Origin of the sequence: Enterobacter cloacae complex sp. P6RS (genome assembly GCF_014982245.1) — a bacterium.
GTDB classification, from domain to species: domain Bacteria; phylum Pseudomonadota; class Gammaproteobacteria; order Enterobacterales; family Enterobacteriaceae; genus Enterobacter; species Enterobacter bugandensis.
Window position 1 is genome coordinate 1 of sequence record NZ_JADCLB010000008.1, and the last position, 19108, is coordinate 19108.

At 57.5% G+C, this 19108-nt stretch carries 20 protein-coding genes; 17 read left to right on the forward strand and 3 right to left on the reverse strand.

Annotation, left to right across the window (positions count from 1 at the left end; all coding sequences use genetic code 11):
* The first annotated feature begins 211 nt into the window (after positions 1-211).
* Positions 212-1165 (forward strand): nickel/cobalt transporter, encoded by a 954-nt coding sequence (locus INF73_RS04800; RefSeq protein ID WP_150145291.1) that lies wholly within the window; start codon positions 212-214, stop codon positions 1163-1165.
* A 34-nt stretch (positions 1166-1199) separates the two neighbouring features.
* On the opposite strand, the gene proP is transcribed toward INF73_RS04800, so the two are convergent.
* Entirely contained in the window at positions 1200-2702 is a 1503-nt protein-coding gene (gene proP, locus INF73_RS04805; RefSeq protein ID WP_041911505.1) for a glycine betaine/L-proline transporter ProP, read from the reverse strand.
* A gap of 649 nt (positions 2703-3351) precedes the next feature.
* On the opposite strand from proP, the gene kdgT reads away from it, so the two are divergent.
* Positions 3352-4344 (forward strand): 2-keto-3-deoxygluconate transporter, encoded by a 993-nt coding sequence (kdgT, locus tag INF73_RS04810; RefSeq protein WP_059357329.1) that lies wholly within the window; start codon positions 3352-3354, stop codon positions 4342-4344.
* A gap of 55 nt (positions 4345-4399) precedes the next feature.
* Here the strand turns inward: kdgT and INF73_RS04815 are convergent, their stop codons facing one another.
* A complete protein-coding gene (locus tag INF73_RS04815; RefSeq protein ID WP_193540802.1) occupies positions 4400-5275 on the reverse strand; it encodes a diguanylate cyclase regulator RdcB family protein in 876 nt (291 codons plus the stop codon).
* Positions 5272-7626: a clamp-binding protein CrfC gene (gene crfC / locus INF73_RS04820; RefSeq protein ID WP_193067156.1), complete on the reverse strand. Its 2355-nt coding sequence runs from the start codon at positions 7624-7626 to the stop codon at positions 5272-5274. The genes INF73_RS04815 and crfC overlap by 4 nt, the downstream gene beginning before the upstream one ends.
* A gap of 593 nt (positions 7627-8219) precedes the next feature.
* Between crfC and INF73_RS04825 the strand changes: the two genes are divergently transcribed.
* The 15 genes from INF73_RS04825 (at position 8220) to phnO (ending at position 19102) form a co-directional block, all read left to right on the forward strand.
* Complete coding sequence (locus INF73_RS04825) at positions 8220-8555, forward strand: zinc ribbon domain-containing protein YjdM (protein ID WP_028015217.1); 336 nt, start codon at positions 8220-8222, stop codon at positions 8553-8555.
* A gap of 81 nt (positions 8556-8636) precedes the next feature.
* A complete protein-coding gene (yjdN, locus tag INF73_RS04830) occupies positions 8637-9074 on the forward strand; it encodes a VOC family metalloprotein YjdN (protein WP_028015216.1) in 438 nt (145 codons plus the stop codon).
* A gap of 136 nt (positions 9075-9210) precedes the next feature.
* Positions 9211-9999, forward strand: coding sequence for a phosphonate ABC transporter ATP-binding protein (phnC, locus tag INF73_RS04835; RefSeq protein ID WP_193540804.1), 789 nt, complete (start codon positions 9211-9213; stop codon positions 9997-9999).
* Between the two features lie 23 nt (positions 10000-10022).
* A complete protein-coding gene (phnD, locus tag INF73_RS04840) occupies positions 10023-11039 on the forward strand; it encodes a phosphonate ABC transporter substrate-binding protein (protein WP_028015214.1) in 1017 nt (338 codons plus the stop codon).
* Positions 11040-11090: 51 nt separating this feature from the next.
* Positions 11091-11870: a phosphonate ABC transporter, permease protein PhnE gene (phnE, locus tag INF73_RS04845; RefSeq protein ID WP_023331823.1), complete on the forward strand. Its 780-nt coding sequence runs from the start codon at positions 11091-11093 to the stop codon at positions 11868-11870.
* Positions 11871-11890: 20 nt separating this feature from the next.
* Entirely contained in the window at positions 11891-12616 is a 726-nt protein-coding gene (gene phnF / locus INF73_RS04850; RefSeq protein WP_193540806.1) for a phosphonate metabolism transcriptional regulator PhnF, read from the forward strand.
* Positions 12617-13069, forward strand: coding sequence for a phosphonate C-P lyase system protein PhnG (gene phnG, locus INF73_RS04855; RefSeq protein ID WP_028015211.1), 453 nt, complete (start codon positions 12617-12619; stop codon positions 13067-13069).
* Complete coding sequence (phnH, locus tag INF73_RS04860) at positions 13066-13650, forward strand: phosphonate C-P lyase system protein PhnH (protein WP_193540808.1); 585 nt, start codon at positions 13066-13068, stop codon at positions 13648-13650. The genes phnG and phnH overlap by 4 nt, the downstream gene beginning before the upstream one ends.
* Positions 13650-14714, forward strand: a complete 1065-nt coding sequence (locus tag INF73_RS04865; protein ID WP_193540811.1) for a carbon-phosphorus lyase complex subunit PhnI — start codon at positions 13650-13652, stop codon at positions 14712-14714. The genes phnH and INF73_RS04865 overlap by 1 nt, the downstream gene beginning before the upstream one ends.
* Positions 14707-15552, forward strand: a complete 846-nt coding sequence (gene phnJ / locus INF73_RS04870; RefSeq protein WP_193540813.1) for an alpha-D-ribose 1-methylphosphonate 5-phosphate C-P-lyase PhnJ — start codon at positions 14707-14709, stop codon at positions 15550-15552. Before INF73_RS04865 ends, phnJ begins: the two co-directional genes overlap by 8 nt.
* Complete coding sequence (phnK, locus tag INF73_RS04875) at positions 15549-16304, forward strand: phosphonate C-P lyase system protein PhnK (RefSeq protein ID WP_048210808.1); 756 nt, start codon at positions 15549-15551, stop codon at positions 16302-16304. Before phnJ ends, phnK begins: the two co-directional genes overlap by 4 nt.
* A gap of 9 nt (positions 16305-16313) precedes the next feature.
* Positions 16314-16994, forward strand: coding sequence for a phosphonate C-P lyase system protein PhnL (gene phnL, locus INF73_RS04880; protein ID WP_047366876.1), 681 nt, complete (start codon positions 16314-16316; stop codon positions 16992-16994).
* Positions 16991-18127, forward strand: a complete 1137-nt coding sequence (gene phnM / locus INF73_RS04885; RefSeq protein WP_193540815.1) for an alpha-D-ribose 1-methylphosphonate 5-triphosphate diphosphatase — start codon at positions 16991-16993, stop codon at positions 18125-18127. Before phnL ends, phnM begins: the two co-directional genes overlap by 4 nt.
* Positions 18124-18675 carry a ribose 1,5-bisphosphokinase gene (gene phnN, locus INF73_RS04890; RefSeq protein ID WP_102863634.1) on the forward strand — a complete coding sequence of 184 codons (552 nt, stop codon included), beginning with the start codon at positions 18124-18126 and terminating at the stop codon, positions 18673-18675. The genes phnM and phnN overlap by 4 nt, the downstream gene beginning before the upstream one ends.
* Positions 18668-19102 carry an aminoalkylphosphonate N-acetyltransferase gene (phnO, locus tag INF73_RS04895; RefSeq protein ID WP_059357322.1) on the forward strand — a complete coding sequence of 145 codons (435 nt, stop codon included), beginning with the start codon at positions 18668-18670 and terminating at the stop codon, positions 19100-19102. Before phnN ends, phnO begins: the two co-directional genes overlap by 8 nt.
* Positions 19103-19108: the final 6 nt, after the last annotated feature.

Here is a 19108-nt window from a genome sequence, read left to right on the forward strand (position 1 = left end):
GAGGCGCATTATAGGGAGTTCTCCGCAGCCCGCAACAGAAAAGTTGCAAAAAAATGACTGACTGCTGTATTCCCCAGCAAAACCCCGCTTTATACCCTTTTACGCACAGACTTATCCACAATTACAGCAAGATCCTGATGCGATCCTGCGAACTGAAAGAGAAGATCAACTATACTAGCGGCAAATATTCTTCTCCGCAGAGCTCCCCCTGATGAATACACAACGCCTGCCTCGCGACTGGCGCCTCCCTACGGCCGGATTGATGCTGCTGACCATCCTCTTCGCCGCTTTTACGCTGCATGCGCACTGGAACGCCTTTATCCAGTGGTGCCTTGCCACGCAGATTACGCTGCACCGTTATCTGGTGATGTATCTACTGCAGCTTAATAACAACCAGTACAGCGGTGGATTATGGCTCTTAACAGGCGCTTTCTTTTATGGCGTCCTTCACGCCATTGGGCCGGGGCACGGGAAGTTCATCGTGACAACCTACCTGAGCACAAATAAGGAGAGCGAACTGGCCGCACGCACCGTTCCCTTTCTTGGCAGCCTGATGCAGGGCGTCAGCGCCATTCTGTTTGTCTTTATTCTGGCAGTAGGATTTAACCTCGCGTCAGGGGATATCAGCACCAGCCGCTGGTATGTCGAGAAGATAAGCGCCGTGCTGATTGGCGCATTTGGTGCTTTCATCATTTACCAGGCGCTGAAAAGCCTGCGGCCTCAAAGAATGAGGATCTCAGCCATCACTCCCCTTCATCAGCACGATGAACACTGTGGCTGTGGTCATCACGGCGTGGGCGCAGATCTGACACAAGGTGACTGGAAAACGCGTCTGGGCGTCATTCTGGCGATTGGCGCACGTCCGTGCAGCGGTGCAATCATGATTCTGATGTTTTCGAACGCGCTGGGCATTGTCACCTGGGGAATGGCGGCCGTTATGACCATGTCTTTAGGTACGGCACTCTCTATTATGGGGCTATCACTGGCGGTTCGTTATGCCCGTGAACGCACGGTGGCATGGTTCGGGGGAGATAGCGCGTTCAGGTGGCTGGTGCCGGCAGTTAAAATTGCCGGAGGTATCATCCTGATCCTGTTCGCGACCGTCCTGTTCCTGACCGTCATCCCCATTAGCGCCAACGGCGACTACATCGCCGCCGGATGCTAATAAAAGAAAACCCGCCGTTGGCGGGTTTTCTTTATTACTCGTTAATGCGTGGATGTTGATCAACAAGACGGGAGCGTTTCTTCTGCAGCTCTTCAATCTCTGCGTCGATATCCTCAATTTTCTGCTCAACGTTATCGTAGTGCTCACGCAGGATTTCTTTCGCTTCCTGAATATCAGATGCCGCAGGCGTCGCCCCTTTCAGAGGACGGTTCGCCGTCTCCTTCATGGTCAGGCCGGTCGCCAGGCCGACTACCGCAATAACCATCAGGTAGTAGGCTGGCATCATCAGGTTCTGGGTGCTTTCCACCAGAGAGGCGGCAAGCGTAGGCGTCAGGCCGGCAATCAGAACGGAGATGTTGAACGCCGCCGCCAGCGCACTATAACGAATGTGCGTCGGGAACATCGCAGGTAATGTGGATGCCATCACCCCGATAAAGCAGTTCAGGATCACCGCCAGCATCAGCAGACCCGCGAAAATCAGACCCAGCACGTTACTGTTGATCAGAATAAACGCCGGGATCGCCAGCGCGAACAGCGCTACGCTACCCAGGATGATAAACGGTCGACGGCCAAAGCGGTCACTCAGCAGACCCATAATCGGCTGTACAAACAGCATACCCACCATGATGGCGATAATAATCAGCACGCCGTGATCTTCCGAGTAGTGCAGGTTATGCGACAGATAGCTCGGCATGTAGGTCAGCAGCATGTAGTAAGTGACGTTGGTGGAAATCACCAGACCAATACAGGTCAGCAGGCTGCGCCAGTGCTTTGTCGCGATCTCTTTAAAGGACACTTTCGGGCCGTCCTGCAGCCCTTCGCGGTCGCCCTGCTCCAGTTTCTCAACGTGCTGCTGGAACGCAGGTGTCTCTTCCAGCGCATGTCGCAGGTAAAGACCGATAATACCCAGCGGGAGCGCGATAAAGAACGGGATACGCCAGCCCCAGTCGAGGAAGTTCTCCTCACCGACCACGGTTGAAATCAGAACCACGACGCCCGCGCCCATCACGAACCCGGCAATCGAACCGAAGTCCAGCCAGCTGCCCATAAAGCCGCGCTTACGGTCAGGGGAATACTCCGCGACGAAGATCGACGCCCCGGTATACTCGCCCCCGACGGAGAAGCCCTGCGCCATCTTACAGAGCAACAGCAGAATAGGTGCCCAGATGCCGATCGTGGCATAGGACGGTATTAGGCCGATACAGAACGTACTGATCGACATAATGACAATGGTGATAGCGAGTATTTTCTGGCGACCATATTTGTCACCGAGCATACCGAAGAACAGACCACCCAGCGGGCGGATCAGGAAAGGAACGGAGAATGTACCCAGCGCGGCAATCATCTGCAGGCTTGGGTCAGCACCGGGGAAGAACACTTTACCTAATGCATAGGCAACAAAGCCGTAGACACCGAAATCGAACCATTCCATCGCATTACCGAGCGAGGCGGCGGTGATCGCTTTACGCAGTTTAGCGTCATCAATAATGGTGACGTCGCGAAGCGTAATGGGTTTAACCTTTTTCCTTCTTAGCATAGCTTTCCTCGTAGACTTAGCCCTGTCCGTTCCACAGCCAACTCGCACTCTGTGAACCCGAGATCCGCTCCGTGCGAACCTCCATCTTCAAGCGTAGCAGGTTTACTTACATTGACGTTTTCCGTCGATACAACCGAACCTGTTGACGCCTGTCTGGGCAGTTAATGACCTTTTTACCCTACCAGCGTTTATATTTGTGATCAACTTCACACATATATTTATACTGAGTCAGGTGAAGACAGTTTTTGTCAACTACCGCAAATAAGTACTTTCTCAACCTTCCAGAGCCCCCATTTTCGCCCTCATCTTTTTTCTTTTCCCAACAGAATAAAAAGCCATATTTTTTACAAGAGATTTACATAAGTTTTCAGCTCTCACAACGCGCCGTAAAGTTTACATGCAATATGTGATGAAGATAACTAAAACACCGTTTTATTTTCATTGAATCAATATTCCATCGATCGCATGATAATTCCTGAAACATAGCGACGCATGTTTTCTGACGAGAGGAAACGAGAGCGCTAACTGAATTTCGGTGCAGGGTTATCACAAACCAATCATCAAGAGCACCCTTCATCAAATTGAATTTATTGATTTTTTTATTCGCACCTGCCGCTCACCATGAGAGGCGAAATTGTGAGGGTTAGAGATGAAGATTAAAGCCACGATAGAACGCATACCGGGTGGTATGATGCTGGTGCCGCTGGTACTCGGTGCTATTTTGAATACATTAGCACCTGAAACCGGGGCTTATTTTGGTGGTTTCACAAAGGGGATGATTACGGGTACCGTTCCCATCCTGGCGGTCTGGTTCTTTTGTATCGGCGCATCCATTAATTTGCGGGCAACCGGTACCGTATTACGCAAATCCGGAACGCTGGTGATAACCAAAATAGCGGTTGCCTGGGTGGTCGCAATGATATGCGCGATGTTCATTCCTGAAAATGGAATTCAGACCGGTTTCTTCGCCGGGTTATCCGTCCTGGCGATTGTCTCGGCGATGGACATGACCAACGGCGGGCTGTATGCCAGCCTGATGAACCAGTACGGAACGAAAGAGGAGTCCGGCGCGTTTGTTTTGATGTCTCTGGAGTCCGGCCCGCTCATGACGATGTTGATCCTGGGATCCGCTGGCCTGGCTTCTTTTGAGCCCCATCATTTTGTCGGCGCGATCCTGCCATTCCTGATCGGCTTCGCGCTGGGCAATCTGGATCACGATCTGCGTGATTTCTTCAGCAAAGCCACGCCGGTGCTGATCCCATTCTTTGGCTTTGCGCTGGGTAACACCATCAACCTGAACGTGATTCTGGATACGGGACTGCTGGGGATTGTGCTGGGTATCGCGGTTATCATCATCACCGGTATTCCGCTGATCATTGCTGACCGCGTAATCGGGGGAGGAAACGGCACGGCGGGCGTCGCCGCCTCTTCAGCCGCAGGCGCTGCCGTTGCAAACCCGGTGATTATCGCCCAGATTAACCCGGCCTTCGAACCGGTGGCCGCGTCCGCGACGGCACTGGTTGCCGCCAGCGTGATTGTCACCGCAATCCTGGTGCCCATCATCACGGCGCTATACGCGAAACGCTACGGAAATGTGCAAGAGATCCCGCCTGAACCGAAACCGTTAGAAATGAATCACTAACGCACCGCGCCAGCCATCCTCTCTCCCCTGGGGGGAGAGGGTCAGGATGAGGGGTTCAACCAAAAATCTCTTCCACCATTGCATTCACCAGCCGTTTTGCCGAACACAGCCTCGGCATACCCAGCGCGACGGTCTGCCAGTTTTGCGTCACTGACCAACTCACCGGGTGTATATCCGCCTGACACCAGTCGCCCAGCCAGCCCAGCATGTCTTTGTGATCGATTAAACCCGCCGAAGCGGGTGTGGTCAGCCATTGATGATAGAAATGGCGCGTTGTGGGAGACGCATTGATGCCCTGCGCGAGGTAGTTGGCGGCCATGCTGCGTAAATTATCCTTGAGCATTGCCGACACATCGTTGTTCGCCAGACGGCAGGCATCGCCAAATGCTCCCCAGCGCAGCTCTTCCAGAACAATGAAGCAGCGCCCGGCTAAAGACCAGCCATCATAGTGACCGGCTCGCCAGCGGGTGAAAATTTGTTCACTGTGCTCGCCCGCCTGTACCGTCAGTCCACGCTGGGTCAGCGCCTTTTCTTTATAGGCGGCACGTTGGGTAAAATGAGAGGAGAGCTCCGCATACTGTTCAAGCAGGCCGGGAGATGGCTGAGCGCGCAGGTGAGCCTGCTGGCACAGTGCAGTCAGTTTATCGGCCATCAGCGTCAGCGCAAGATGGCCCGGATCCAACATGCCGGCGAGTTTTTCCGCCAGCCCCAGGCGCAGGGCCGCGTTCTCGTTAAGCATTCCCGCCATCGCCCAGGGCCGTAGCCGGGTATGCGTCATGATCTCCTGAGTCAAACGTTCACGAAACTGCAGCTGCTGCGGCCCCAGATGGGGATGGCGCGCCGCGTCCACGCCCTGCACAAGATCGACCATAAACCTGGGATGAATACACTCCAGCGTCCGCCCGGGACCGTCCAGTAGCTGTGTTGTCATGGTTGCTCTGCTGCGAATAGAGTTTGAATGTCATCGCGTAACAGTCGGGTATCTTCCTGAATCCACGTCGCAGTCGTAATGCTTTGCTTCAACAGCTGGCTGAGCGCTCGGGTTGAATGCTCATTTTGTTGACGCACTGCGAGGCTATCACGCAAGCTTTCCTGTAACCCGGTCAGGCATAACGAAAATTCTGCAAAGAACGTCGCCATTCCGGCCGTAACAGAGACATCGACCTGCGCGGATAAAGCTTTACGTATTTGTTCACAAAACTGATCAATATGTTGCTTAAATTTGTCATGCAGTTGCGCAATGTCGATAACATAGTGCGTGCGCGTGACCACATACTCATCCCAGCCCCAGCCCGGATTATTGAGCCAACGCGAAACGGTTTCACGCATACTGCTCCCGGCGGAAAGTTGACCTGCCGGGCGGTTATCCTGTGCAATGGCATCGTTAAACAGCGCGCGCGTATTGAAGTCAAGCTGGTTTGCCTGAAAGGCCGGGAAGCTGATCCGCGCCCGGAAGCCGGCATGGCTCAGATGCTCTTTTATACGCGTTTCAATGGGGCGGATAGCGTCATTCAGCGAGCGCGCCAGCGTAGATTCCAGCTGATCGAAGCGTAACGCCAGCTCCCGGGCGATTTTTGCCTGCGCATCCAGCATGATGAGTTCACAGGAGGAGCGAATTTTACTCAGGACGATCTGCGCCTGACCTTCATCATCCAGAACCAGCGGTTCCCGCTCTTGCTGTTTGTCACTGCGGCGATTCAGCCGCTCAATACCTGCCAAATCAAGAATATTTTGAGGGCTGAACACATGGCCCACGGCCTGGTGAAGCGCCGATTTTTCGGCCTCCATAAAGTCCGCGGTCGCGTTCAGCGCCTGGTCAACTTCATGTTTCACCTCATCGCTCACCGCGCTCTGGCGCGTCTGCAGCAGCGCCATATCCTCTTCAAGACGCGCGATGTTCAGTTCCAGCCCCTCAAAGGCCACCGTCAGCCCCTGATAGCGGAAGTCGAGATACTCCCGGGCATTTTGCGCGTAGTTGAGCAGCTTATGCGAGGCCGAGCGCAGCGCGAATAGCGAGGCATTGGCATAGGCGGCGTAAATCAGTTTGCGTATCGGCTGTTCAAACAGCGAATCTTCCCAGAGCAAATCGGCTGCGTGACGGATATGGTTTATATCGTCCAGGTCCGCCGAACGCCAGCGGCGTCCGAGTGCGGCTTCGGCAAAATCCTGCACCCAGGGCTGCTCCTGATGATCCGGCAGGCGTCCACGTGCATTCATCTCGTTGCGGGCGCGGTTTGCCAGATACGCCCACATAGAGGAAACAGGGTAGATCTGGCCAGGCGAAATAGTGCCTTTCATTAAGGTACCGGAGATCATCGCCCTGACCTGCTCTTCATCGTCGCTATTGCGATCCTTCTGGTCGAATTTATTCACCAGCGCATACAGAGGCACTGATTTCCCCGCAACCGAAATAGCCTGACGGACCTCTTCATCAGATATAGATTTAAGCTGGGTATAATCCATCACCGCCAGCACCGCCGACGCGCGGGCTAGCTGTTCGCTAAGCATTTTTTGCAGATGCGGTTGTCCGGCCTCATTGGGGCCAGGGGTATCGAGCAGCGTCAGCTGCCCGAGGTGCGCATCCAGACCCGCAAGATGCACGAACTCCACTTCAATCACCGGAATATGTTCGATGGCCGCGTATTCAGAGAACGGAAACGCCACGCCCAGCGCCTGGGAGAGCCTCACCAGGTCATTGAGACTTTTCAGGCAATGAAATATTGGCTGCGCCCCGAGATGATGCTTTTCAAAGGCCTCGCCTTTCTCAATACGCTCCAGCAGCGTATTCATGTCCTTATCAATTTCCAGTTGCAGAGCCAGCTTGCCGCGATCGTAATCGCCAAGCTTTTTCTGCAGCAGGTGAATCAAATCATCAATAGGAGAGACATGTGAGAAGTGGAGCACCGGCTCTTTCTGACCTGGCGTATGACGGATCAGCGTAGGCAGCGCCGTCATTGGGCGGTTGCGGTTCGGCAACACTTCGGTACCCACAATGGCATTAATGGTGGTCGATTTCCCCGCTTTCATCGTGCCAACGATAGCCAGAACCATTTCCAGACGTGTTATTTTGCGTAATTCATTATTCAGCGTTGCCTGCTGCGCTTCGACGCCGCGCGCACTAAAATGCAAAGGCAGCACGTTGTTCTTTTCACCTGTAATAGCAGCCGTCGTGCTCTCCAGCTTCGCTGTCGGCATTGATTTCAGGGTATCGAGATTTTGCAGGGCAAGCTGTAACAAACGCTCAGCTTCCTGACTTAATTCAAAAATGGTCTGTGTGTGCATGATAAAAGCCTTTCCTTAACGCAAATTTATTACTTTTATTAAGCCACTTGTATTAATTATGATGTTCAGGCTTATATGATCACGTGTGGAAAACATGTTCACCAAAATATAACTAATTGAAGATAATCAGAAATAAATGGCTATCCCTGCATGGCGTGTAAAGCTCTCCTCAAGGCCAGAAAGCCATAAGATAAAAAGCCTGGCCCATTTTAAGAAGCTTCAGGATATATCATCATTATTTACCCACCTAAAAAGAGAGGGATAGGCCGCCAACATAAGAAATGCATGGCAGTAAAGTTCGAAGATAAATAACAATGCGTTGCTTCACCTTATCCGAAATGAAGGTGCGTAGCAATTTGCCGCAATAAAATATTCGATATATTTAGCGACTTCTCTTTCCACCGTGTTAATGACGTTAGCATCGCTTAGCTGACTGACAGTAAGTGTCACTCGCAACACATTTTCTGCGTTTTTTAAATTCACAATAGCACCGACAAAAGTGTGGATTTGCGTTATACTTGCCGCCTTTTTCGGCACTCTGCCGTCATTTAGCTGGCACTTTCCAGCGCGTTAACACTTTTGAGGATACCGACATGCAACTCCCACACTGCCCAAAATGCAATTCTGAATACACATATGAAGATAATGGCATGTTCATCTGCCCGGAATGTGCACACGAATGGAATGATGCCGAGCCAGCGCAGGACGCTGATGCGCTGGTCGTCAAAGATGCCAACGGTAATCTGCTGGCGGATGGCGACAGCGTCACCGTGGTGAAAGATCTTAAGGTGAAAGGCAGCTCTTCCATGCTGAAGATCGGCACCAAAGTGAAGAATATCCGTCTGGTGGAAGGCGATCATAATATCGATTGCAAAATTGACGGCTTCGGTCCGATGAAACTGAAATCCGAGTTCGTGAAAAAGAACTGATTTAACCCGCCCGGTAGCGCTTCGCTTACCGGGCTTTCGGGAACTACACTTAACGGGCTTTTCTTACGTGAGGTAAAGATTATGCCGTTAAGTCCCTACATCTCTTTTGCCGGCAACTGTGCAGAGGCTACCGCCTTCTATCAGCAGGCCGTCGGCGCAGAACTCCTCTATAAAATCACCTTCGGCGAAATGCCAAAAAGCGATAACAGCGAAGAAGGCTGTCCGTCCGGCATGCAGTTTCCGGATTCGGCTATCGCTCACTCCAACGTTCGCATTGCGGGCAGCGATATCATGATGAGCGACGGGCTGCCGCCGGGCAGCAGCGCACAGTACGCGGGCTTCACGCTGGTGCTCGACACGCAGGATGTGTCAGAAGGCAAGCGCTGGTTCGACAACCTTGCCGATGGCGGGAATATCGACATGGCCTGGCAGGAAACCTTCTGGGCGCACGGCTTCGGTAAGGTCACCGACAAATACGGCGTGCCATGGATGATTAACGTCGTTAAGCAGCAGCACTAATTTTCGGGCGGTGGGCGGTCTGCCTCCGCCTGTCATCAAACTCCCCTCAACTCTTCAAACTCCCGCAACCTGCACTTAACCCAAATGTCATATTGATGCGCCAGCATGAGGCCACATTTATCGTGAGGCCCAGCACATGCACACTGTCATCCGCGTCGAGAAACTGAGCAAGACCTTCAATCACAACAAGGCGCTGCATGCCGTTGATCTGACCGTCCAGCAGGGCGAAATGGTGGCGCTGCTGGGGCCGTCCGGTTCAGGAAAATCCACCCTTCTGCGTCACTTAAGTGGCCTTATTACCTGCGATAAAACGCCGGAAAGCCGCATCGAGCTGCTGGGTAACACCGTGCAGCATGCGGGCCGTCTGGCGAGCGATATTCGCAAAAGCCGCGCCCGGACGGGCTACATCTTTCAGCAGTTCAACCTGGTGAACCGCCTGTCGGTGCTGGAGAACGTGCTGATTGGCGCGCTCGGCAGCACCCCGTTCTGGCGCACCTGCCTGCGCTGGTTCTCCCCATCACAGAAGCAGGAAGCCTTACAGGCGCTGACCCGCGTCGGCATGGCGCACTTCGCCCAGCAGCGCGTGTCCACGCTGTCCGGCGGGCAGCAGCAGCGCGTCGCTATCGCCCGCGCCCTGATGCAGAAAGCCAAAATCATTCTGGCCGATGAGCCCATCGCCTCGCTGGATCCGGAGTCGGCCCGCATCGTGATGGAAACCCTGCGCGACATCAACCAGAACGACGGCATCACCGTGGTGGTGACGCTGCATCAGGTGGATTACGCCCTGCGCTACTGCGAGCGCATCGTCGCCCTGCGTCAGGGCCACGTGTTCTTCGATGGCGCCAGCCATCAGTTTGATAACGAACGTTTTGACCATCTCTACCGCAGCGTAAACCGCGTCGAAGAACGCGCGCAGGCTGCTTAACGCCCCGATAACGAGGAATGGAAATGAACTACAAAGCCGTTGCCGCGCTGGCCTTCACCAGCATGTTCAGCATCAGCACCCTGTTAAGCCCGGCGTACGCCGAAGAGCAGGAAAAAGCGTTGAACTTTGGCATCATTTCAACGGAATCACAGCAAAACCTGAAGCCGCAGTGGGAACCGTTCCTGAAAGATATGGAAACCAAACTGGGGATCAAAGTGAACGCCTTCTTCGCCCCGGACTACGCGGGCATCATCCAGGGGATGCGCTTTAACAAAGTGGACATCGCCTGGTACGGCAACCTCTCCGCCATGGAAGCGGTGGACCGCGCCAACGGTCAGGTCTTTGCCCAGACCGTTGCGGCAGATGGCTCCCCGGGCTACTGGAGCGTGCTGATCGTCAACAAGGACAGCCCGATCAACAACCTCAACGACATGATTGCCAAACGCAAAGATCTGACCTTTGGTAACGGCGATCCGAACTCCACCTCCGGCTTCCTCGTCCCTGGCTACTACGTCTTCGCGAAAAACAACATCTCCGCCAGCGACTTTAAGCGCACGGTCAACGCCAGCCACGAAACCAACGCGCTGGCCGTGGCGAACAAGCAGGTGGACGTTGCCACCAACAACACCGAAAACCTCGACAAGCTGAAAACCTCCGCGCCGGACAAGCTGAAAGAGCTGAAGGTCATCTGGAAATCACCGCTGATCCCCGGCGACCCGATCGTCTGGCGCAAAAACCTCTCCGAAAGCACCAAGGACAAGGTCTACGACTTCTTTATGAACTACGGCAAAACGCCGGAGGAGAAAGCGGTTCTGGAACGTCTGGGCTGGGCACCGTTCCGCGCGTCCAGCGATCTGCAGCTGGTCCCGATTCGCCAGCTGGCGCTGTTTAAGCAGATGCAGGCCGTGAAGGACAACAAAGGGCTGAAGGAAGAGGAGAAGACCAGCAAAGTCTCTGAAATCCAGGCCCAGCTGGAAGACCTCGACCGCCTGACCGCCGCGCTGGGTGCGATGACGAGCGTGAATAAAGCGGTGCAGTAACACAAGTCCCCTCTCCCTTGGGGGAGAGGGAGAACAGATTAAGGAGCCAACATGCAAACCATCACCCTCCCGCCGCCGAAGCGCAGCTGGTTCTCGCTCATAAGCTGGGCCATCCTGCTGGCGGTACTCGTTATCTCCTGGAAGGGCGCGGAGATGGATCCGCTGCTGCTCTTCAAAGATTCCGGCAACATGGCGACCTTCGCCGCCGACTTCTTCCCGCCGGATTTCAGCCAGTGGCAGGACTACCTCAGCGAAATGGCGATCACCCTGCAAATTGCCGTCTGGGGCACCGCGCTGGCCGTTATTCTCTCTATTCCGTTTGGCCTGATGAGCGCTGAAAACATCGTGCCGTGGTGGGTATACCAGCCCATGCGCCGCCTGATGGACGCCTGTCGTGCGATTAACGAAATGGTCTTTGCGATGTTGTTCGTGGTCGCCGTCGGCCTGGGTCCGTTCGCCGGCGTCATGGCGCTGTTCATCCACACCACCGGCGTGCTCTCCAAGCTGCTCTCCGAAGCGGTCGAAGCCATCGAGCCCGGCCCGGTAGAAGGCATCCGCGCCACCGGCGCGAACAAAATCGAAGAGATCCTCTACGGCGTCCTGCCGCAGGTGATGCCGCTGCTGATCTCCTACTCGCTGTACCGCTTCGAGTCCAACGTTCGCTCCGCCACCGTGGTCGGCATGGTGGGCGCAGGCGGGATTGGCGTCACCCTGTGGGAAGCGATTCGCGGTTTCCAGTTCCAGCAAACCTGCGCCCTGATGGTGCTTATCATCGTCACCGTCAGCCTGCTGGATTTTCTCTCTCAACGCTTGCGTAAGCACTTCATCTGATTAGCGAGGCTTTGATTGGTATGCACTTATCCAGACATCCGACCAGTTACCCTACCCGCTGGCAAGAGATTGCGGCCAGGCTCGAAGTGGAGCTGCGCACGCACTACCGCTGCGGTGACTACCTGCCCGCCGAGCAGCAGCTTGCCGACCGCTACGAAGTGAACCGCCACACCCTGCGCCGCGCCATTGACCAGCTGGTGGAGCGCGGCTGGGTCCAGCGCCGTCAGGGCGTCGGCGTGCTGGTGCTGATGCGCCCGTTTGACTACCCGCTCAACGCCCAGGCGCGTTTTAGCCAGAATCTGCTGGATCAGGGCAGTCATCCCACCAGCGAGAAGCTGCTTTCAGTACTGCGCCCGGCCTCCCGCCACGTGGCGGACGCGCTCGGGATTCAGGAGGGTGACAACGTCGTACACCTGCGCACGTTGCGCCGGGTCAACGGCGTGGCGGTCTGCCAGATTGACCACTACTTCGCGGACCTCACCCTCTGGCCAGTGCTGCAACATTTCGCCAGCGGTTCCCTGCATGATTTCCTTCAGGACGCGACGGGTATCGCGCTCAAACGCACCCAGACGCGCATCAGCGCCCGCCGCGCGCAGGCGAAAGAGAGCAAGGTGCTTGAGATCCCCAATATGGCCCCGCTGCTCTGCGTGCGAACCCTCAACCACCGTGACGGCGAGATAGACGCGACGGAATACTCCGTCAGCCTCACCCGCGCCGACATGATCGAATTCACCATGGAGCACTGAATGCACTTCGACACCTCCACCCGACAGCGCTGGATGCGCGTGCTGGCCCACAGCCAGCCTGCTGCGCTGGCCGCACGCATGAACGCACTCGGCCTGACGCCGGACTACGACACGATCCGCGCGCCGGAGATCGGCCTGGTGCAGATCCAGGCACGCATGGGCGGCACCGGCGAGCGCTTCTTCGCCGGCGATGCCACCCTCACCCGCGCGGCTATCCGCCTTAACAGCGGCACGCTGGGTTATAGCTACGTACTTGGGCGAGACAAAACGCACGCCGAGCGCTGCGCGGTGATCGACGCGCTTTTACAGGAACACCCGCATTTCCAGACGTTAATGGAAACCCTTATTGCCCCGCTGGAAGCCGACCGCGCCGCACGCCTTGCCGCGCGTCAGGCCGAAGTGAACACCAGCCGGGTCGACTTCTTTACGCTCGTTCGCGGAGACAACGCATGACGCTTCAACCTGCTTTTACCCTGGCCGTCCAGGATGCCCAACAGAGTTTCCGTCGCCTGCTGAAGGCCATGAGCGAGCCGGGGGTGATTGTCTCCTTGCACCAGCTCTCGCAGGGCTGGCTGCCGCTCAACCTCGCCTCCACCAGCGTGCTGCTGACGCTGGCGGACAACGACACCCCGGTATGGCTGTCAGGCGCATTGCTGAACGATATCGCCAGCCAGAACCTGCGCTTTCACACCAGCGCGCCGCTGGTCGAACAGCCCCAGCAGGCGGTCTTTGCCGTCGCCGACGAACAGATCAGCCATGAACAGCTTAACGCCCTGAGCGAAGGCAGCGCCGTCGCACCGGAAACCAGCGCCACGCTGATCCTGCAGGTCTCCAGCCTGAGCGGTGGCCGCATGCTTCGCCTGACGGGCGCAGGCATCGCCGACGAGCGGATGGTCGCGCCCCAGCTGCCGGAGTGCATCATCCATGAGCTGACCGAGCGCCCGCACCCGTTCCCGCTCGGCATTGACCTGATCCTGACCTGCGGCGAGCGCCTGCTGGCAATCCCGCGGATTACCCACGTGGAGGTGTGCTGATGTACGTAGCCGTCAAAGGAGGCGAAAAGGCCATCGCCGCCGCCCATGCCTTACAGGAGCACAGACGCCGGGGCGATGAACAGCTTCCCGAGCTGAGCGTCGCCCAGATTGAGCAACAGCTTAACCTCGCGGTTGACCGTGTGATGACCGAGGGCGGCGTTGCTGACCGCGAGCTTGCAGCGCTGGCGCTGAAGCAGGCCAGCGGCGATAACGTGGAAGCTATCTTCCTGCTGCGCGCCTGGCGCACCACCGTTCCCCGTCTGGCAGTCAGCGAGCCGGTGAACACGGCGGAAATGCGTTTAGAGCGCCGTATTTCAGCGGTGTACAAAGACATTCCCGGCGGCCAGCTGCTTGGCCCGACCTACGACTACACCCATCGTCTGCTGGACTTCACGCTGCTGGCGAACGGCGAGGCGCCACGACTCAGTACCTCTGACGCCGAACAGGAACCGTCTCCGCACGTCTTCAGCCTGCTGGCGAAACAGGGCCTGGCGAAGGCGGAAGAGGACTCCGGCGCGCAGCCGGATGACATCACCCGCGTACCGCCGGTCTACCCGTGCTCGCGTTCGTCCCGCCTGCAGCAGCTGATGCGCGGCGACGAAGGGTATCTGCTGGCGCTGGCCTACTCCACACAGCGCGGCTACGGGCGCAACCACCCGTTCGCGGCAGAGATCCGCAGCGGCTATCTCGACGTCGAAATCGTGCCGGAAGAGCTGGGTTTTGCGGTGAGCGTCGGCGAACTGCTGATGACCGAGTGCGAAATGGTCAACGGTTTCGTCGCGCCAGAGAATGAAGACCCGCATTTTACCCGCGGCTACGGGCTGGTATTCGGCCTCGGCGAGCGCAAGGCGATGGCGATGGCGCTGGTTGACCGCGCCCTGCAGGCGCCGGACTACGGCGAGCACATTGCCGGCCCGGCGCAGGACGAAGAATTCGTGCTGGCCCACGCGGACAACGTCGAGGCCGCAGGCTTTGTCTCGCACCTCAAGCTGCCGCACTACGTCGATTTCCAGGCCGAACTGGAACTGCTGAAACGCCTGCAACGGGAGCGCGCCAATGGCTAACTTAAGCGGCTACAACTTTGCCTATCTGGATGAGCAAACTAAACGCATGATCCGCCGCGCCATTTTAAAAGCGGTGGCTATTCCGGGCTATCAGGTTCCGTTTGGTGGCCGTGAATTGCCGATGCCGTACGGCTGGGGCACGGGCGGCATTCAGATCACCGCCAGCGTGATTGGCGAAGCGGACGTGCTGAAGGTTATCGACCAGGGCGCGGACGATACCACCAACGCCGTGTCGATCCGCAACTTCTTTAAGCGCGTGACGGGCGTCAACACCACCGAAAAAACCGAAGACGCGACGCTGATCCAGACCCGCCACCGCATTCCGGAGACTCCGCTGACGGAAGATCAGATTCTGATTTTCCAGGTGCCGATCCCGGAGCCGCTGCGCTTTATCGAGCCGCGCGAAACCGAGACCCGTACCATGCACGCGCTGGAAGAGTACGGGATCATGCAGGTCAAACTGTATGAAGACATCGCCCGCTTCGGCCATATCGCCACCACCTACGCCTACCCGGTGAAGGTCAACGGGCGCTACGTCATGGACCCGTCGCCGATCCCAAAATTCGATAACCCGAAGATGGACATGATGCCTGCCCTGCAGCTCTTTGGTGCCGGACGTGAAAAACGCATCTACGCGGTACCGCCGTATACGCGTGTCGAAAGCCTGGATTTCGACGATCACCCGTTTACGGTGCAGGAGTGGGACGAGCCGTGCGCCATCTGCGGATCCAAACACAGCTATCTCGATGAAGTGGTGCTGGACGATACGGGCAAACGGATGTTTGTCTGCTCCGACACCGATTACTGCCGCCAACAGAGCGAGGCGAACGGCCAATGAAACCGCTGCTTTCGGTTAATAACCTGACCCACCTTTATGCGCCGGGAAAAGGCTTCAGCGACGTGTCGTTTGAGCTGTGGCCGGGCGAAGTGCTGGGCATTGTCGGCGAGTCCGGCTCCGGCAAAACCACCCTGCTGAAGTCTATCTCCGCGCGCCTGACGCCGCAGAACGGCGACATTCTGTATGGAGGAAAATCCCTGTATGCCATGAGCGAGGCCGAGCGCCGTCGCCTGCTGCGCACCGAGTGGGGCGTGGTGCATCAGCACCCGATGGACGGCCTGCGCCGTCAGGTGTCGGCGGGAGGCAATATCGGCGAACGGCTGATGGCCACCGGCGCGCGCCACTACGGCAACATCCGCGCCACCGCACAGCACTGGCTGGAGGAGGTTGAGATCCCCGCCTCGCGCATTGACGACCTGCCAACCACCTTTTCCGGCGGTATGCAGCAGCGTTTGCAAATTGCCCGCAATCTGGTCACCCATCCAAAGCTGGTGTTTATGGATGAACCCACCGGCGGGCTGGACGTCTCCGTGCAGGCCCGCCTGCTCGACCTGCTGCGCGGCCTGGTGGTGGAGCTGAACCTGGCGGTGGTGATTGTCACCCACGATCTGGGCGTTGCGCGCCTGCTGGCGGACCGCCTGCTGGTGATGAAGCAGGGTCAGGTGGTGGAAAGTGGGCTGACCGACCGCGTGCTTGACGATCCGCATCATCCATACACCCAGCTGCTGGTGTCCTCGGTATTACAGAATTGAGAGGCCAACATGATCCACGTTGAAAATGTCAGTAAGACCTTTGTGCTCCACCAGCAAAATGGCGTGCGCCTGCCGGTGCTGCAAAACGCCTCGCTAGAGGTGAGTCAGGGTGAATGCGTGGTGCTGCACGGCCACTCCGGCAGCGGTAAATCGACCCTGCTGCGCTCCCTGTACGCCAACTATTTACCGGACGAAGGCCACATCCATATTCGCCATAACGAAGAGTGGGTCGATCTGGTTCAGGCCCCGGCGCGCAAGGTGCTGGAAGTGCGCCGCTCAACGATCGGCTGGGTTAGCCAGTTCCTGCGGGTGATCCCGCGGATCTCCGCCCTGGACGTGGTGATGCAGCCCCTGCTGGATCTCGGTGTGCCGCGCGAAACCTGCGCCGCCAGGGCCGCCAGCCTGCTGACGCGCCTCAACGTGCCGGAGCGCCTGTGGCACCTCGCCCCGTCGACCTTTTCCGGCGGCGAGCAGCAGCGCGTGAATATCGCGCGCGGGTTTATCGTCGACTATCCGATTTTACTGCTGGATGAACCCACCGCCTCGCTCGACGCTAAAAACAGCGCAGCGGTGATAGCGCTGATCGAACAGGCCAAAGCGCGCGGGGCGGCGATCGTCGGGATCTTCCACGACGACGCCGTCCGCAATCGCGTGGCGGACAGGCTGCACCCAATGGGGACAAACGCATGATTATCAATAATGTCAGGCTGGTGCTGGAAAATGAGGTCGTGAAGGGTTCGGTTGAAATCCAGGACGGCGTCATCCGCGCCTTTGCCGAAACCCAGAGCCGCTCCCCGGAGGCGATGGACGGCGAAGGCGGCTGGCTGCTGCCGGGGCTGATTGAGCTGCATACCGATAATCTGGATAAATTCTTCACCCCGCGCCCGAAGGTGGACTGGCCCGCCCATTCGGCAATGAGCAGCCACGACGCGCTGATGGTCGCCAGCGGCATCACTACGGTGCTGGACGCGGTGGCGATCGGCGACGTGCGCGACGGCGGCGATCGTCTGGAAAATCTGGAGAAGATGATCAACGCCGTGGAGGAGACGCAAAAGCGCGGCCTCAACCGCGCCGAGCACCGCCTGCACCTGCGCTGCGAGCTACCACACCACACCACCCTGCCGCTGTTTGAAAAGCTGGTCGGGCGCGAGCCGGTCTCGCTGGTTTCGCTGATGGATCACTCCCCGGGGCAGCGCCAGTTCGCCAACATTGAAAAGTACCGTGAATACTATCAGGGCAAATACTCGCTCAACGACGTGGAGATGGCGCGCTACGAAGAAGAGCAGCTGGCGCTTGCGGCACAATGGTCGCAGCCGAACCGCCTCTCCATTGCCGCGATGTGTCGGGACCGCAACATTGCGCTGGCCAGCCATGACGACGCCACGCACGATCACGTGCGCGAATCCCACCAGCTTGGCAGCGTGATCGCCGAATTTCCCACCACGTTCGAAGCGGCTGAAGCCTCCCGCAAACACGGCATGAACGTGCTGATGGGCGCGCCGAACATCGTGCGCGGCGGATCGCACTCCGGCAACGTGGCGGCAAGCAAACTCGCTACCCTCGGCCTGCTGGATATCCTCTCGTCTGACTACTACCCCGCCAGCCTGCTGGACGCGGCCTTCCGCGTTGCAGACGACGAGGACAACCGCTTTACGCTGCCGCAGGCGATTCGACTGGTGACGAAAAACCCGGCCAGCGCGCTCAACCTTCACGACCGCGGTGAGATTGCCGAAGGCAAACGGGCAGACCTGGTGCTGGCGCACCGCAAGGGCGAGCACGTTCATATCGACCACGTCTGGCGTCAGGGAAAAAGGGTGTTCTGATGGGAAGACTCATCTGGTTAATGGGCCCGTCCGGCTCGGGAAAAGACAGCCTGCTGTCGGCGTTACGGCAGCGGGAACATTCACAGCTGCTGGTGGCGCACCGCTACATTACCCGCGCGGCGAACGTTGGCAGTGAAAACCATATCGCCCTGAGCGAGCAGGAGTTTTTTACCCGCGCCGGGCAAAATCTGCTGGCGCTGAGCTGGCACGCGAACGGCTTTTATTACGGCGTCGGCATCGAGATCGACCTCTGGCTGCACGCAGGCTTCGACGTGCTGGTTAACGGCTCGCGCGCGCATCTGCCGCAGGCAAAAGCCCGGTACGAAGCGGCGCTGCTGCCGGTCTGCCTGCAGGTTTCTCCGGATATTCTGCGCAGCCGCCTGCAAAGCCGGGGGCGCGAAAATGCGCGTGAGATCGACCAGCGGCTGGAACGTGCGGCGCGCTACACTCCGTCGGGCTGTCACGTCCTCAATAATGACGGAAGTTTGCTACAGTCAGTCGAGACCTTTTTATCGCTTATTCGCCAGAAGGAGAGACAGCATGCCTGACTGCCAGCTTCGCCCCGCCACCGCCGACGACGCGCAAATTGTTTACGCCCTGATCTGTGAACTGAAGCAGGCAGAGTTCGATCACCAGGCGTTTCACGCCGGATTTCTGGCCAACCTTCAGGATCACAACATGCGCTACCAGCTTGCCGAGCTGGACGGACAGGTCGTCGGCATGATCGGCCTGCACATGCAGTTTCACCTGCATCATGCCCGCTGGATCGGCGAGATCCAGGAGCTGGTGGTGATGCCGCAGGCGCGCGGGTTAAAGATTGGCAGCCAGCTGCTGGCCTGGGCGGAAGACGTAGCACGAGAGGCGGGCGCGGAGTTGACCGAACTCTCCACCAGCGTGAAGCGCACGGACGCCCACCGCTTTTACGTTCGTGAGGGATATACGCAGAGCCATTTTCGATTCACCAAACCGCTGTAGAGGTGC